This window comes from Methanofollis ethanolicus (genome assembly GCF_001571385.1).
In the GTDB taxonomy this organism is placed as follows: domain Archaea; phylum Halobacteriota; class Methanomicrobia; order Methanomicrobiales; family Methanofollaceae; genus Methanofollis; species Methanofollis ethanolicus.
The window spans coordinates 2,328,600-2,345,374 of the sequence record NZ_BCNW01000001.1 but is presented as its reverse complement, the minus strand read 5'-3'; the positions used below and the strand labels follow the sequence as shown (position 1 = coordinate 2,345,374).

At 60.1% G+C, this 16,775-nt stretch carries 12 protein-coding genes; 7 read left to right on the top strand and 5 right to left on the bottom strand.

The features are described 5' to 3' along the window. Positions 1–837 precede the first annotated feature (837 nt). Genes MEFOE_RS11185 through tuf form a run of 3 tightly spaced genes read right to left on the bottom strand, consistent with a single transcriptional unit; the run spans position 838 to position 4,060 of the window. Positions 838–2,445, bottom strand: coding sequence for a flippase activity-associated protein Agl23 (locus MEFOE_RS11185; protein WP_067052114.1), 1,608 nt, complete (start codon positions 2,443–2,445; stop codon positions 838–840). A 4-nt stretch (positions 2,446–2,449) separates the two neighbouring features. Continuing rightward, the gene (rpsJ, locus tag MEFOE_RS11180) at positions 2,450–2,758 is read right to left on the bottom strand and encodes a 30S ribosomal protein S10 (protein ID WP_067052113.1); all 309 of its coding nucleotides are present in this window, start codon (positions 2,756–2,758) and stop codon (positions 2,450–2,452) included. Positions 2,759–2,779: 21 nt separating this feature from the next. Then, the gene (gene tuf / locus MEFOE_RS11175; protein WP_067052112.1) at positions 2,780–4,060 is read right to left on the bottom strand and encodes a translation elongation factor EF-1 subunit alpha; all 1,281 of its coding nucleotides are present in this window, start codon (positions 4,058–4,060) and stop codon (positions 2,780–2,782) included. Positions 4,061–4,236: 176 nt separating this feature from the next. On the opposite strand from tuf, the gene MEFOE_RS11170 reads away from it, so the two are divergent. Further along, positions 4,237–4,536 carry a hypothetical protein gene (locus tag MEFOE_RS11170; protein WP_067052110.1) on the top strand — a complete coding sequence of 100 codons (300 nt, stop codon included), beginning with the start codon at positions 4,237–4,239 and terminating at the stop codon, positions 4,534–4,536. Here the strand turns inward: MEFOE_RS11170 and MEFOE_RS11165 are convergent. Both MEFOE_RS11165 and cobS read right to left on the bottom strand, forming a co-directional pair. Then, positions 4,520–5,386, bottom strand: coding sequence for a 4Fe-4S binding protein (locus MEFOE_RS11165; protein WP_067053258.1), 867 nt, complete (start codon positions 5,384–5,386; stop codon positions 4,520–4,522). The two genes, MEFOE_RS11170 and MEFOE_RS11165, sit on opposite strands and share 17 nt — an antisense overlap. A gap of 58 nt (positions 5,387–5,444) precedes the next feature. Beyond that, positions 5,445–6,158, bottom strand: a complete 714-nt coding sequence (gene cobS, locus MEFOE_RS11160) for an adenosylcobinamide-GDP ribazoletransferase (protein WP_067052108.1) — start codon at positions 6,156–6,158, stop codon at positions 5,445–5,447. A 206-nt stretch (positions 6,159–6,364) separates the two neighbouring features. On the opposite strand from cobS, the gene MEFOE_RS11155 reads away from it, so the two are divergent. The 6 genes from MEFOE_RS11155 to MEFOE_RS11125 all read left to right on the top strand — a co-directional run bounded on the left by MEFOE_RS11155 (position 6,365) and on the right by MEFOE_RS11125 (position 16,518). Continuing rightward, on the top strand, positions 6,365–8,146 hold the full coding sequence (locus tag MEFOE_RS11155) for a DUF3344 domain-containing protein (protein WP_067052106.1): 1,782 nt from the start codon (positions 6,365–6,367) through the stop codon (positions 8,144–8,146). Next, positions 8,133–9,107 (top strand): DUF3344 domain-containing protein, encoded by a 975-nt coding sequence (locus tag MEFOE_RS11150; RefSeq protein WP_083523451.1) that lies wholly within the window; start codon positions 8,133–8,135, stop codon positions 9,105–9,107. Before MEFOE_RS11155 ends, MEFOE_RS11150 begins: the two co-directional genes overlap by 14 nt. A gap of 4 nt (positions 9,108–9,111) precedes the next feature. Then, entirely contained in the window at positions 9,112–9,780 is a 669-nt protein-coding gene (locus MEFOE_RS11145; protein ID WP_067052102.1) for an ABC transporter ATP-binding protein, read from the top strand. Then, positions 9,777–11,003 (top strand): ABC transporter permease, encoded by a 1,227-nt coding sequence (locus MEFOE_RS11140; protein ID WP_235809617.1) that lies wholly within the window; start codon positions 9,777–9,779, stop codon positions 11,001–11,003. The genes MEFOE_RS11145 and MEFOE_RS11140 overlap by 4 nt, the downstream gene beginning before the upstream one ends. Before the next feature lie 2 nt (positions 11,004–11,005). Then, positions 11,006–15,046 (top strand): DUF3344 domain-containing protein, encoded by a 4,041-nt coding sequence (locus tag MEFOE_RS11135; RefSeq protein WP_083523450.1) that lies wholly within the window; start codon positions 11,006–11,008, stop codon positions 15,044–15,046. A 554-nt stretch (positions 15,047–15,600) separates the two neighbouring features. After that, positions 15,601–16,518, top strand: a complete 918-nt coding sequence (locus MEFOE_RS11125) for a DUF3344 domain-containing protein (RefSeq protein WP_067052094.1) — start codon at positions 15,601–15,603, stop codon at positions 16,516–16,518. The last annotated feature ends 257 nt before the right edge of the window (positions 16,519–16,775 follow it).

Below are 16,775 nucleotides of genomic sequence, written 5' to 3'. Positions count from 1 at the left end.
CACCGTGGGGGGGTCGGGGGGTACAACCCCCGGGTGCGAGATTACAGGAAAGACTCTACGATGAGGGCGGCACGCCTGATCACCACGCATCCCTATACCATCGCGCCGGGGAGTCCCCCGGGCCAGGTACTCCAGAACAGGATTTACCATGAGGTCATCCAAAAACTGATCCTACCCTCTGTCCTGTCGATGGAATGACCGGTATGTGGTTCTGAAAAATCCTGTTCTGGCGTCTTGTCCGGGGGGTTTCACCCCCCGACCCCCATCATTGCGATAGGGGGTGGATGGCAATCTCCTTCATCAGGATCTCTCTTCCCCGACCCTATCCTGTTTCGGGGGTCCGGGGGCGTCAGTCCCCCGGCAGAGACCTGGGGGAAGGCGGTGGTTTCGCACGATTCTTCATGGAATTCAGGAAGATATCGACCCGATCATGATATTTTCTCCCGATCTCTGCATGCAGAGATGGGGAGAATGAACGAGAGTTTTGGGATATGCTCATGAAAATGATTTCGAAGAACGACTCTCCAGGTTCGCACGAGGCTCTGACTCTCATCGGGCATCCCCTTTCCGAGATGGAATCTCCGCCCCCTGCCTTCCCGACCCTATCGCAATCCGGGGGACGACCGGAGGGAGTCGAGAAGGGCGAAGCCCTTCGCCGTCCGGGGGATGCGACTGCAAGGAACTTGAGAAAATCGTAGATTTTCGAGGTAGTCCCCCGGCGCGAGCGTGCGGGAAGGCATGTCGACCAGAAGAATCTCCTCAGAACAATTTTCATGCGGTATGCCTGAGGCGTGCTCCCGACTCATGCCTGATTCTACAGAGCCGAAAAAAAAGGATTCAGGCCGATGTCACGTTTCTCGTAAAGACATCGAGCTTCATGTTCCCCATCTTCCCGTCACGGAGGACGTAATACTGGGGGAGACGGTCCTTGTTGTCGTACCACGAGAACCAGTAGTTGAGGTTGTAGGTCTTCTTCTCAAAGCCCGGGAGAGAATCGTAACTCTCCTGGTCCGAGGCGACGACCACGTCGAACTTCCCGTCCCTGAAATTGCTCTCTTCGATCTTTCGCCCGTAATAACTCAGATTCGCTGCCCGGTCGCCGCGGTAATACCACGGCAGCGGCCAGTAGCGGTCTGAGGCGATCGCCGTCGCGTTCGAGGCGTCGATCAGGGCCATCACCTCCCGCATGTCCTCGGAGTTCTGGACCTGCACGATCGGTTCGTTCACGTCGGCCGGGACATAGGCGACATGCCAGAGGGCGAGCACCAGGAAGATGCTCGACACTACGGCAACCACCGCCTTCTTCTTCGTCATCGCGTAGGTGGCGACGAAGATGAGGGGCAGGAGCTGGTGGACGATGAGCCAGGGCACTTTTTCGCCGATATAGGCATAGGCCACAAGCGAGAGGACCATCCAGACGATACAGAACCTGAAGAACTCCTCCTTCTTGTCGAAGGGGGGATCGACGGCTACGGGCACGGGCGCATGACCATTGACCTGTGCAAGGGACGTCTCGACGACCTCGTGCAGGCTCTGGACCGCTACCTCTGCCTTCTTTCGCCCCTTCTGAATAAACCGGGCCGTGCCCACAATGGCAAGGGCGAAGATCGGCAGCTCGTACAGCAGGAAGAAGATGATGTAGAAGAAGAACGGGCCGCCGAGCCTTTCCTGTTCGTGCATCGCCCACCAGTGACCGATGGCGTCGGGCACCCAGGTGAGCACCCGCTCCGGGTTGGCGCCGAAAGACGAGTAGAGGACGGCGATCACCCCGCCCATGACCAGGACGCCCAGGACAAAGTCACGTATCCACCCCTTCCGGAGTTTCACCTTCTGTGTCCAGAGGAGGTACAGGATATATGCCGCAAAGATGCCGAGCACGATCGGCATGTTCTCCTTGGACGATATGCCGAGGCCCGCCGCAAGCCCTGCAAGGACGGCGTACCGCACCTGCCCCCGTTCGAAGTAGAGGATCAGGGCGAGGAGCAGGACGAAGGTCAGGAAGAGAATGAAGATGTCGTTCCTGAGAAACCGCGAGAAATAGACCATGTTCGGCGAGATCGCGAGGAACAGAGCCGCGACCAGCGCCTGCATCCGGTCGAGATATCCCAGGCGGTACAGGGGGTACACCAGGGCCACGACCATGGTACCGAGAAATGCCGGGACAAGCCTGCCGACAAGGTCGGAGTCGCCGAAGAGGGCGAACATGCCGGCCGTCACATAGTAGAGGAGAGGGCCGTGATACGAGGGGTCATAGATATAGGTGCCTTCGGTCAGGAGTTTGTACGAAAACCACGCGTGGATGGCCTCGTCGTGGTGGAAGAGTTTGAGATCCAGGAATGCGAACCGCAGGACCGCCGCAAGCACGAAGATAAAAAAAAATAGTCTCTCAAATGAGAGAGATTTCTGGATTCGAATGGCAAATCCGGCGGCAGAGGTGCCGCTCACAGCATCAACTCTCCAGCACGATTTCGATGCCGATATCCTTCGGCACCTGGATACGCATCAGCTGCCTGAGAGCGCGCTCGTCGGCGTCAATGTCGATGAGACGCTTGTGCACGCGCATCTGCCAGCGATCCCACGTCGCAGTTCCCTCGCCATCAGGGCTCTTCCGGATCGGGACGACAAGCTTCTTGGTCGGCAGAGGGATCGGCCCTGCCAGATTCACGCCCGTCCTCTCGGCAATTTCCCTGATCCTGTCGCAGACCATCTCAACCTTATCGTAGTCCGTCCCTGAAAGGCGTATTCTGGCTTTTTGCATTGACTTCACCCACTGACAGATTTATCTCATCTGCTTTGCCTGGATGTCGATGCACATGCCGGCGGCAATCGTCGACCCCATATCACGGACCGCGAAGCGGCCGAGCTGCGGGATCTCCTTGATCTTCTCGATGACCATCGGGCGGGTCGGGCGGATCTTGACGATCGCTGCATCGCCGGTCTTGAGGAAGGTCGGGTTCTCTTCCTTGACCTGGCCGGTACGCGGGTCGAGCTTCTTCACGAGTTCGGTGAAGGTGCAGGCGACCTGTGCAGTGTGGCAGTGGAAGACCGGGGTGTAACCGACGGTGATCGCGCTCGGGTGGTGAAGAACGACGATCTGTGCGGTGAACTCCTCGGCAACGACCGGCGGGGCCTCGATGGGACCGCAGACGTCGCCACGGCGGATCTCGTTCTTGGAGACGCCACGGACGTTGAAGCCGACGTTGTCACCCGGAAGCGCCTCGAGTTCTTCCTCGTGGTGCATCTCGATGGACTTGATTTCGCCGTTTACGTTTGCCGGCATGAAGGAGACCTTCATACCCTTCTTCATGATGCCGGTCTCGATACGGCCGACAGGCACGGTGCCGACGCCGGAGATCGTGTAGACATCCTGAAGCGGGAGGCGGAGCGGAAGGCTCGTGGGTTTCTCGGGCTCCTTGAGCGCGTTGAGTGCTTCGATGACCGACGGGCCGGTGTACCACGGGGTCTTCTCGTTGCTCTTCGGCTTGATGTTGGTCCCTTCGTACGAGGAGATCGGAATGAACGGAACTTCCGACGGCTTGAAGCCGACCATCTTCAGGAGCTGGGAGAGCTGTTCCTTGACTTCGTTGTAACGCTTCTCATCGTACTTGACGGCGTCCATCTTGTTGATGCCGACGATGAGCTGGTTGATACCGAGGGTCCTCGAAAGGAAGACGTGCTCCTTGGTCTGCTCCATGACACCATCGGGTGCGGCGACGACGAGAAGTGCGGCGTCGGCCTGGGATGCACCGGTGATCATGTTCTTGACGAAGTCACGGTGACCCGGGCAGTCCACGACGGTGAAGTAGTACTTCTCCGTGTCGAAGCGCTTGTGAGCGATATCGATCGTGATACCGCGGTCACGCTCTTCCTTGAGACTGTCCATGACCCATGCGAACTCAAAGGTACCCTTACCCTTGGTTTCGGCTTCCTTTCTGAATCCCTCAATGATATGAGGCGCTACGGCTCCTGTCTCGAAGAGAATGCGACCGACGGTAGTCGACTTGCCGTGGTCGATGTGCCCGATGACAGCGAGGTTCATGTGTGGTTTTTCGGTTGCCATTGGTTATCCTCCACTCAAATATGGGACTGTTTGCACAGTCGGATTGAAGCGAGTATCATATATTGGGCATCGATCTATATAAACCATTTCGATATCCATCTGCTCTCTGGTCCTCGGGGTTTATACTGGAGTATCGACACGCTCAAATTCCTGATTGTACAAACACTCAGTGTCCTATGAAAACACTGGAGTTCCACCGCGATACTGAAAAAGGCAGGGTAACCGTGACCTGCGCTACGGGAGAGGTTTCCGTTTACAGCCACTGCGCTTACTGCAAGCACTGTACCGGCGTCCGTGCGGGCAAAAGGGTGCTCCCTGCCCCGCAGCGCGAGATCATGAAGAAGCCCGCGGGGTTCGGTATGGACGAGGAGGTCCTGAACGCCGCGATGCTCTTCAACTCGATAGTGCGGGACGGGGACGCCGTCGCCTGTGAAGACGATGCCGGTTGTGGCTATACGTCTATGTTTCGCCGCTGAATTCCTCTCGTATACCTTTGCGGAAGTCTTCGAAGCCGATCTCGTCGAGCTGGTCGGCGAGGTGCCTTCCGCTCCATGCTTTTCTGAAGATCCAGTAGACGGTTTTGTCGACCACTTTCAGGACATCTTCCTCGGTCTCGACGGTGACGAGGTCCCGTCCTGGCGTCGGGTGCCGGCCGCGCCGCCCGCCGACGGTGACGAGGTAGTGGCGGTACTCAGACTTCAGCAGGTCGAAGGGGCAGGACAGGATGCAGATGCCGCACTGAACGCATTTTTCCGGGATCAGTTCGGAGATCCCGTTCCTGATGATGATCGCCTTCTCCTTGCAATATTCGGCACAGGTCCCGCACCCGGTGCACATCCCCTCCACCCTGAGGGGCCGGATCCGGCCGACGATCCCGATCTCGTTGAGCACCGGGCTCGTGCAGGCGTTCGGGCACCCTGCAACGGAGATCCGTACCCTGACCGGCATCTCGCGGCCGAAGACCAGTGCGTCGATCTTCCGGGCAAGGTCGAAGGTCTCGATATTGGAAAATTTGCACTGTGCCGTGCCCGGGCAGGCGATGATATTGACGACTTCGTTGTGCTCGGCGCCAAGGGGCGTCCCGTTCTTTTCAAGGGCGCGGGCGATCGCCACGAGTTTGGTGGCGTCGACGTCCGGGATCTCCATGGTCTGCCTGGTGGTGAGGTGCACCTCGCCGCTCCCGTATTTTTTGGCGATCCGTGCGATCCCTCTCATCTTTTCAATGGATAGGACGCCTGCAGGGATCCGGATCCTGATCGCACAGAGGTCCGGGTTCCTCTGCGTGATCACCCCGCCCCGCGTATAGATGGTTTTTTCCTGTATCATTTTGTCCGTTATCATCAGGAATAGATGCTGAAGACGAGCATAAAAAGGTGTATGCGCCCTAGATCGCGAGGGCGATAATGGCCGCCGCCCGTACGATCTCGTTCGAGGCGCCGGCGACGTCGCCGTTCACCCCGCCGAAGAGGCGGTACGCGAGGGCGACCAGGAGGGCGGCGACGATCCCGGTCGCGAGGAGGGCCTTCAGGAGGGGGACCGGGCCCGTCAGGAGGACGAGGGGAACGACCGGGAGCAGGGCGAGGCCCGCGAACCAGGGCCGTGCAAAGCCGTGGAGGTAGGCATGGATGCCCTCGTGGAAGGGTGTGCCGAGGGCGGTGATCCCGGCCATGGCGAGTTTTGCGCAGACCTCGGCGGTCAGGACGGCGAGGGGAATCGAGGCGACGGTGGAGAGGCCCTGGACGGCGAGGAGGGTCGTGAGGATGCCGCAGGCGACGCCCCCCGCGCCGATCTGCCTGTCGGTGAGGGCGGTGACCCTTTTTTCGCGGCTGCCGTGCGCCATCAGGCCGTCGCCGAGGTCGAGGAGGCCGTCGAAGTGGTTTGCCCCGGAGACGATGATCGCCGCGGCGATCGCGGCGGCCGCGGCAAGGCCGGGGTTGCCGGAGAGGAGGAAGGCGACGCCTGCGGCGCACCCGCCGGTGACCCACCCGGCAACGGGGTAGAGCCAGGAGTGGCGCGCGAAGGCGTCGAAGTCTGCGGGCCGTCCGAGGGGAAGGACGGTGCAGAACTGGAGGAGGGCGCGGATTGCATTCAGGGGCATGGTGTATACTGTTTTCCGGGTCTTTTGCAATAAGGCCTGCGCTATCTGATCCCGAAGGTTGTATTCGGTCGAGACTCCTTCAGAGAGACCGGGATAGCCTTTGCAGAACGATCCGTGAGTGCCTGATTACAATTTTTAGTATATGACATATCTGTTCACATCATTTAGAATTATTTTAATAACTCGTGTCATCATTTGAATATCATATGTGCTCAACCCCCCTTCACTCTGTACTTCTTGGTATCGTCCTGGCGGCGGTCGTCCTTGCCGCTCCTGTATCGGCAGTCTATGATTTCGAAGGCATCCCTCTCGACGTGGTCGCGCAGGGGGAGGTGCAGGGCGACGTGCTCACCTTCGGGACCTACGGACTTGCAGCCCCTCCCCAGGAGTTGTCTTTTTCCCTCCCTTCGAAGCCTGTATGGGCACGGATATATACGGGAGTCTGGGGAGGGACAGAACGGTATACCGGATGGGAAGAAGTCACCGTCAACAACGGCGTTCCTGCCCGGCGAAATCTCTTCGGGAAAGATGATCGCCATGAAGATACCTATGTGACCGGCTATGGCGTCTACTGGATCGCGCACGATTGCACGGACGCGCTTCATGGCGGCAAGAACACGGTCTCCCTTGCGACCAGCAGGGGCCAGGCCGAGAGCAAGATCGACGGCCGGGTCTATGGCATCTTCGTCGTCGCCGTCGTGGAAAATAAAAATGGACCGGTCACGAAGTACTGGATCGCCGAAGGAAACGAGAACCTTCATGGCGAGGGCTGGGCCGGAACCAACCCCACCAGGCACGACACCTGCGAGGTCTCCTTCGACCACGCCGACCCGGCGGTTCTGGCCGGTGCGAACCTTTCTATCCTGCTCCTGGCTTCGACGAAGGGACAGCCCGACTATGTCGTCTTCAATGGGCAGGACCTCGGCGTCCCTCCGGCCGACATGTCGAATTATCCCGACGGTGCCCTGGATATCGGGGACGAACGATGCGGCAATGCCATGGGCGGGGCCGGGACCGATACCCGGTACGTCGATTTCGAGACCTTCCCTGTCGGCAGTCTTCTCAAGGAGAATAACACCATCCTCTTCGAGCGTGGGCGGGACCTGGACGGCGACGGTGTCATCACCACGACAGGAACGAAGCCCGAAGGCGAGGACTACATCCACCCCTGTATCGCCATTCTCACCGCCAGACTGTCGGGCGCACAGAGCGGCCCCGACATTACGGTCGACACGCCGCGAGTGAAGGGGGCCTATGTCGGCGAGGAGGCCACGGTGCTTGCGACCGTGAGGAACTATGGGTCGAAGCCCGCAGGTACGATCCCGGTGGCCTTCTCTGTCGACGGAAAAATCGTGCAGACCATTGCCGCCGCTCCGGCCGCGTCGGGCGTCCAGGAGGTGGGTGCGAAAATGACTCTCGCCGAAGGCCGGCACACCATCTCCGTGCGGGCCGGCGAGAGTGCCGAAGCATCGGTCCCGGTCCGGGTCGGGACGATCCCCGACCTTGCGGTGCGCATCGGGACGCCGGTGAGCGCGGGGGCCGGAAAGACAGGGAGTCAGCAGTCGCCTCTCCCCCTCTTTGCCGCGTGTGCGGGGTTGTTTATCGCCGCGTTCCTGGTGCGGCGCCCGCCCGGCGGGAAGTGTGCCGCCATCCTTATTGCGGCGGCGGTCATCGTCTCCTCGTGCCCGCTGATAGCGCCGCCGGTCGCCGCCGCCGGGTATGCGGACTATACCGTGCCGGTCACGATCACGAACAGCGGCGGGAGCGACGCACCCTCATTCGACCTCACCATCTATCTTGACGGTGCGAGGGCGGCGGTGAAGCACCTCGACGACGGCGTGAAGGCGGGAGAGACGGTTACGATCGATGCCCCGCTCTATACGACGCCCGGGAAACACCGTCTCAGGATAGTCGCGGACGAGAGCGGTACGGTCAGGGATGCGAACCCCGGGAACAATGTCGCGGAGGGCGACCATGTCTTCCCGTAAGGTTCCGGTGCTTGTCGCCCTGGTCGTGCTCCTCTCTCTCCTCGCCCCCGCGTCGGCCACCTATGCGGGGGACCACCCCCTCGACACGGCGTACCACGATGAGTTCAGGGGCGACTATCTCTTTACCACGGGGAACGGCACCTATAGCGGCGCAGTCAAGGCCGGGGATGCGTATGCCGTTGCATACGACTTCGACCTCCCCCTTGACGCGACGGTCGGGTACCAGCGCCTCTATGTCTACTGGTCCTGGAGCAAGATCGACCAGAAGGCGATCTACCCCCTGATCTCGGTCACCCGCACGGATACGGGCGAGCAGGTGAACCGGACCGGGAGATATGCCGACTCCAAGGGGTTCGTGAGCAGCAACGACTTCTTCACCGGCATGGACATCTTCGAGACCGGGGGCGTCAAACCCGGTAAAAACACTTTTTCCGTCGTCCTGAAGAACGCGGCCGACGACAACCGGACCTTTGTCGTCCAGGGGATCGGGGTGCTGGCGGTCTACGGGAGTCCCTCGTCGCCTGAAAATGTTGTCTGGGTAAAGGAGGGGGCCGACCTCCTGTACAGCAGTTACGGGATCACGCCCGCGATGGCGACGGGCCGGATCGACTTCGAAGGGACGATCGATCGGTCCTCCCTCTCCTCGGCCGAACTCCTCCTCGTTGCCCCTTCGGGAGGGTACACGCGGGAGAAGATCCCGGTGATCAACCGTCTCTTCGTGAACCGCGAGGGCGAGTCGAGCATGCCGTCTTTCTTCGACGCAATCATCTCCGCCATTTTCCCGGGATCGAACGGGAAGGAGTGGGTGAACGTCTTCGACTCCGACGAGACAAATCAGGTCGGGATCGACCGGAGGGATGTCCTCCCGTACCTGCGGTCAGAGAACAATTTCGCTGCCGTACGGGACGAGAAAGACTATCTTGTCCTCACAAATGCCGTTCTCAGGCTGGAAAGGAAGTGATCTGATGGATACCGTAATGGAAACGCATGGCCTGACCAAGGCCTATACCGATCAGGTGGTCGCTCTCTGCGACGTGAACATCGCCCTCGAAAAGGGGGAGTTCGTCACCCTTCTTGGGCGGAGCGGGAGCGGCAAGAGCACCCTCATGAACATCCTCGGTGGCCTCGACAGTCCGACGGCCGGGGACGTCGTCGTCAACGGGAAGCGCATTGACTTCGAGGACGGGCAGGCGCTCGTCGCCCTGAGACGGGAAGCGCTCGGGTTCGTCTTTCAGAACTACAACCTCATTCCCACGATGACGGCGCAGGAGAACGTGGAGTATCCCCTGCTCTTCAACTACCAGACGCGGTCTGTCAGGGAGGAGCGGGCCAGGACTCTCCTGGACCTGGTGGGCCTTGGCAACCGGACGAGCCACTACCCGCGCCAGATGAGCGGGGGCGAGCAGCAGCGGGTGGCGATCGCCCGCGCCCTTGTCGGGAACCCGTCGATCGTCCTTGCCGACGAACCGACCGGGAACCTGGACTCGAAGACGAGCGACGGGATCTTTGAGTTGATGCGCACGGTGAACAGGGAGAGGGAGACGACCTTCCTGATCGTCACCCATGAACGGGAACTCGGGAGACGGGCAGACCGTTCCATCGAACTCCTCGACGGGAGGGTGATATCGTCATGAAAATGGAAAAATTTTTTGAATACCTTAAGATCTCGGCACGGCAGGTGGCGCGGAAACGTGTGCGCGTGCTTTTGACCGCCCTCGGCATCGCGATTGGTGTCGCGGCGGTGGTGGGGACTGTCTCCCTCGGGGAGGGGATCCGTTACCAGGCGGTGGAGGCGATCAAGGACCAGTCCGACCTGACCCTCATCGAGGCGACGGCCGATATGCGGGGCGGGACGCTCCAGTTGATCACGCCGGCGAAGATCGATGAAATTTCGAGTCTGTCGCATATCGGGGCGTCTTCGGCAATTGTCCGGGGCGCCTATGCGACAAAACGACAGACCTATCTCGGGGTCGTGGGCGTGGACCCGGACGGGATCGGCGGGGTGATCCAGCCGAAGTACCTGAAAGGAGTACCTTTCGAGGCCGGGACGCGACAGGCGGTCCTCGGCCACGACCTTGCGGAGTCCCTCCAGAGGTACGAGGGGATCCGCCTGGGCGACACGATCCCGATCCTGGTCCGTGAATACGACGAGGACGGGATGCCCGTCGATACCGAGGTGGACTTCACCCTTGTCGGTGTCCTGCAGGAGCGGGACGACCCGTTCGACCAGGCGATGCTCATCGACCGCGGTGTCGCGCAGGAGTTGCGCGGCGACACCTCGACATCGTTCGACGGCGTCCTCGTCAGGGTCGACAGCCCGGATACGGTCTTTTCGGTCGTGGACGGCATCCAGGGCCTCGGTCTCACCGCCACCGGAGCGTTCGAGCAGATCGAGTCGGTGAACAAACTTATGGACGTGGTCGTCCTGCTCCTTGCGTTCTTTGCGGGCGTGGCACTGATCGTGGGTGCGCTGATGATCATGAACACGATGATCACGTCGGTCTTCGAGCGGACTCGCGAGATCGGGATCACGATGGCCATCGGTGCGTCGTCCGGGGACGTGGTCAGGTTGATCCTCTATGAGTGCCTCTTCATCGGCCTGATCGGTGGGATACTCGGGGATCTGCTCGGCATCGTCTTCGCCGGCGTGATCAACGTCTTCGGAAAACCCTTTATCATCGCCCAGCTCGGCGACACCTTTGCCACGTTTGCCGATACCGACATCACGATGGTCACACCGGGCCTTCTCCTGCTCGGCATCGCCATCGCCATCGCCCTCTCCCAGATCTCTGGGTTCTACCCGGCACTGAAGGCGGCGAAACTCGATCCCGTGGCGGCGATCAGGACGGGGGTGTGACGATGGCATCTGCATATAGAATGGCGTCTCTTCTCCTCCTGCTGCTCCTGCTGCCCGTCTGTGCGGCTGCAGACCAGTACGTGGGCGGGATCCCGCTCACGACCGAGGCCGAAGGCGTGGTCTCCGGCGGGGTCTATGTAGACTCCTTTGTCGGGGTGGCGAACGAGCGTGATGTCACGAAGACGTTCTCTCTCCCGGCGTACACGAAGATCAAATGGGCCCGTCTCTACACCTCCGTCTATTGCGGGCATATGCAGAACAACTACGAGCACCGGGCGACCGTCCAGTTCGACGGCGGCAGTGGTATGCGGACGCTGGGGGTCGAGGACCTGCGGAAGTCGTATTCCTTCCCGGCGAACGGGGGGACAGGGCCGGTCTGGGTGAACGACCACTGCAACAGGGTGACGAGCGACTACCTGATGTGGTACGACGTCACCGACGCGATCAAGAAAAACACGGTGACGGCGCATGTCAAGACGGAGCAGCCCGAAGGGTTCAAGGGGACTTTCGATGGGCGGATCAAGATCGTCACCCTGGTCGTCGCCTACGACGACAGCGACGGCGACGAGGTGTATTACTGGGTGAACCCGGGCCACGACGTCCATTCATACTATGTCGAGGAGTACCTCGGCGAGACGTACGAGGGCGAGACGACCTTTGCCACCACCAATCTCCCCGACGACGACGAGCGCGAGCATGCGGCCGAACTCTCGGTGGTGTACCTGGCAAGTCACGTCGGGGAATTTGCTTTCAATGGGGAGGACCTCGATACCAATCCGCCCCAGGGAGCCTATTCGGGTTACCAGACCTGGGACGTCACTGCCGATGTCTCGCCGGAGAAGAACAGCGAACTCACCTACACCCGCGACCTGAGCGTCAGCGGAAGCGGCAGCGGTTATCTCGGTGCTTTCTTCAAGATCCCGCTGGCCGTTCTCGCGGTGAAGTATCCTGCAAAGGATGTCGGGGGCCTCGCGGTGACCTCGTCCCCTGCCGGTGCGGCGGTCTTCCTTGACGACGAACAGACCTCCCGGGTCACGAATGCGACGATCAACGGCATCGCCGCGGGAGACCACATGGTCAGGGTCGAACTGGACAGGTACCGCATCCCCGACGACCGCTCCGTCGAGGTGAAGAAGGGTGCGAATACTACGGTCCACTTTGATCTCCAGCCGATCACCGGGAGCATCGAGGTGACGTCTGAGCCTTCGGGAGCGTGGGTGTACCTCGACGGCGGGAAATACCATAATGTGAACATGTCGGTTCAGACGCCGGCGACGCTGAGCGATCTCATCATCGGGGATTATACGGTGGAGGTGCGGCTGGGCGGCCAGAGTTCATATAAGACCGTGACCGTCCAGGAGGACGAGACTGTCGTCGTGGACCTGGCGTTCGTGTCCGGGGGCGATTCGGGCGATGGGTCGGTGCCTGACTATGGATATACCGGGATGCCGCTGAAAACCTGCCTGGCCGGGACGACCCGCGGGAATGTCTCGTATTATCCGTTCAGCAGTTATACGGGCCTGATCCATGCCGGAGAGAGCAGGGAGTTTTCCATCGATATTCCCTCGAACAGCACGGTCGGGATGGCCAGGCTGTACATCTATACGACGTGGGGGCACGATGAGAAAGAGAAGAAGGGAACGGAGCAGAGGATCACCCTGAAGGTCGACGGTATCGTTTTCCCGGCAGATACGGTGTACGGTGACAGGAAGAACGAGGGGGTCTATGATTATCTTCTGGAGACGTTTGCCTACAATGTGACCGGTCTGAAGGGCGGCGTCGCGGGGATGCACACGGTGACGGTCACGAACGACGGGCGGAAAGACGATGTCTTCGCGACCTACGGTGTCGGCGTCCTTGTCGTCACCGAGGACCCGTCTCTCCCCGAGATCACCTACTGGATCGATGAAGGTTCCGATACCCTCTACGCGAACCCTGACTTCGGGACGACGAGCGACGACTGTATCACGACGATGCCGTTCGACGGCACGATCGACCTTGCCGGGAGCGGGGCCGCCAGGCTGATTCTCATAGCCACGGCAGGGTCGGGCGAGGACAATGACGAGCACAGGATCACGTTCAACGACGGCGAGTGGTTCAACCTGCTCACTGCCGGTTCGTCGGCGATCAGTGTCGCCGAACTGAATGTCAGGCCTTACCTGGCGGCGTCGGGGAACCTGGCCGGGGTTCAGAGTTACATCACCACGACGAAGGGTGACTATATGGAGAACAGGGGTGCGGTCCTGGTCGTCAGCAAGGGTGAGGCCGTCACGGGTGAGACTGGTGCTTTAGTGAGCGAGACGGAGACGTCGCCGCGGCCGTCCGCAACCGGGAGCACCATGCGGGTCGCGCTCAACGAGTCGGCTGGACGACTGGAGGCGACGCGTCTTCTCTCCGATGACGGCGCTTTTGAGGTGTTCATTCCCGAGGGGACGGTGATCGTCGACGGTGCGGGGAAACGCGTCACGGTGCTGACGCTGAAGTCGGCGTGGGCCGGCGATGCCTGGACCTGTACGGTGGGGGACGAAGATATGCAGGCCGATATCCCCCTCCTGCTGGTCGTCCACACGGGCCGCCTCAACCTTTCAGGCACCTTCGGTCTCCTCGGGCCTGACGGGCAGACCGTCAAGGCGACGTCCGGGGAGGGCGATCTCTCTGCCAGGATCACGCGGGGCGGGGTCCATACCCTGGTGGTCGGCGGCAAGGAGCAGCCGGAAAAGAGTGTCTTCGACCGGGTCTCCGATTTCGTCGGGGGTGTCGTCACGGCGGTCCTCGGTATCTTCGGCGTCCACGCCGACGAGAAGGTCGTGTCTGTGGAGAGGAACGAAACAGTGCCTGCGGCAGTCGAGACGATTGCCCCTGTCGCGACCGAAACGCCGGTCGATATTTCATCGATGACGTTTGCTGTCTCGCTTCTCTCGAACCCGCCGGGAGCGCTGGTCGATCTCGACGGGACGTACCTCGGGAAGACGACACCGGTGACGGTCACGGCGGCGGGGGGCGACCATATGGTAAGGATGAGGCTGGAGGGCGCCGAACCCGTGGAAAGGACGGTCCATCTCTCCCATGACGACGAACTTGTCCTCGATTTCGAGACCGAAAATATCCGGGGCCAGCAGTTCGATCTCGATTCATTGCGTGCGTGGGACGCGAACAGGTACGGCGGGGTGTATGTCGAGTCCTATCCTGCAGGGGCCGAGATCTATGTGGACGGCAAGAAGACGGGAAGGAAGACGCCGTGGACGGTGTACGGGTTGAAGGAGGGCCTGCACTCGATCAAAGCCAAACTGGGCAAGGTGACGTTCGTATCAGAGAAGGAGAGTGTATGGGTGAATAAAAACGCCGTCTCTTCGGTGACGTTCACGACGGGGTCGGAGGAGATCGGGTGCTCGATCTCCGTGGATGGGGGAGGTTTCTCGGGATCTCCGTTCTCGGTGAATGGTCGGTACCTCGGGTACAAACTCCCGAAGACGGTCGATGTCGGCGGCGGGATCAACAGGTATGTGACGGTGTGCGTGAATGGGAGTTACATCTCCGAGAGGGTCTCGGACTTCATGGTCTCGAACGAGACTCTCACGATCAGGAAGGACGTGCCGACGCCGTATTCGGTTATGGTCACGTCGAAACCGGCGGGCGCCGACATTTTTGTCGACGGGTTTGCGACGGGCCTTGCCACGCCGTACTGCGTCGGGAATCTTTCCGAGGGCTGGCACCTGATCTCGGTCTCGAAACCGGGGTACACGCCGGCGGAGCAGACTGTCATGCTGAAGGGTGCGGGGACGCCGGGGCTGTCTGCGAATGTGGACCTGAGGATGGACCCCTACGCCTACGGGTCGCTGTCTGTCGACAGCACGCCGTCTGGTGCGAAGATCTACCTGTTCGGCAAGGATACGGGGGAGAAGACGCCGTTTACGTTCTACTACATCCCCATCGGGTCCTATGACGTGAAGGTGGTGGCGAAGGACGGGTCGAAGACGGTTCCGGACGTGGCGGTGGAACCGTATACGAATACCGAATGCCGGGTGGATCTTTCAAAACAGTGAATGATCGGCCCTGTAGAAACCCTTGCGGGAAAGTACTTCCTGAAGTGATAGGGGAAAAAATTCTGTTCAGAAGTGCCAGGTCCGGGGGGGCTGCCGCCCCCCATACCCCCTGCCATTACGATAGGGGCAGGGATAACCTCCTCCTCCAGGACTCCGACCCTTTCTTCCCGGGACCAATCCTCGCGCGGGGGTTCGGGGGCGTAGTCCCCCGGAGAACGGGAAGGCAGAGGATCAGCACGCACTATCAACCGATGGAGGAGGATTTCTACAAAGCCGAATGATCCATCAACCCACTTTTTTTGCGGAAGTGCGCCATTTCCGCGGCAGAATGGCACTGCCGGCGGCGATCCGGCCGTCCCGTACGTCCTGCGTTCCGCATTGTGTCTCGGCTCTTTTCACCCAGATATTACCAAGTATAAAAATTGTATGATCTGATATGAATAATTATAATTTATGTATTACTGTGGTGAGATCCCCCGTGCCGGGGAGGCTCACGCCCCCCGCAGTAAAAAAATCAGTAGATGAAGCAAATGATGAAAACAAGCAGGATATGCATGCTGACAGGCATGCTTGTGGCGCTGCTCTTGATGGCGGCGCCGGCGGCGGCCGATCCGTACATTGGAGGAGACAAACTGGTCACCGCGAACGGGACGAGCGGGACAGTATCCGGCGGCCTCTGGTTCGACGCATATCCGGGATTCGACTATGCGTACACGACGCCGGTGACGAAAGACTTCTCTCTTCCCTGCACTTCCGCCAATGTTGCCTGGGCGCGGCTCTACGTGGCGACCTACATCGGGAGCATGACCTCGAATTACCCCCTGAACACGACGGTGGAGTTCGACGGCGGATCGGGATACTCGACCCTCGGCTCGGAGATCATGAACACGACCTACACCTATCCCGCGGGCAGCGGTGCTGACGGAACGGTCTGGATCAACGGCCACTGCAACCGGGTGACGAGCGACTGCCTGATGTGGTATGACGTGACGAACAGTATCACTTCGTCGAGCGTCGCGGCGCGCGTGCACACGGCCAAGCCCGACGGCACGCAGCCGAATGACGGTAGGGTGAAGATGATCGCCCTCGTGGTGGCGTATAACGGCGGATCCGACACTATTCATTACTGGGTGAACCAGGGACACGACACCGACTCATATAAGGCCGACGATTACGACTGCTCCTACATCGGGAACACCACATTCAGCACATCAGGACTTGCAGTCGATAATGCAAACCTCACGGCCATCTACCTGGGGAGCTACAACGGAAATTACACCTTCAACGGTAATGCCCTGCCCTGGAGCAACCCGTGCCAGGGGTCGTACTTCGGGCACCAGAGCTGGGACGTCACCAACTACGCCACCGGTGGGAACAGTTTCATGACGTTCGACCGGAACACGACCCATTCCGGCTCGTACAGCGGCTACTTCAAGATTCCGCTCGCGCTCCTGACCGTGAAGGAGGAGTAAATCGCGCCCCTCTGAGATCTTTGAAAGAGCGGAAGGCCCGAAGGCCTTCCATCTGCGTTCATTTTTTGATGCCGTTCTGCGGCCAGACGGCCGGCGGCATCGTTTTTTTCTCGTGTGAAAAACAACATCCATTTTGGCTGTACGATTGTGTTTGAGTTATCGTTTGCGCAGATTAAGTAACTAAAATGGCATTATTTCGTCTCTTTAGTGTTACTTTATATTTAAATGATATGATCTAATATGAATGATGTACGTTT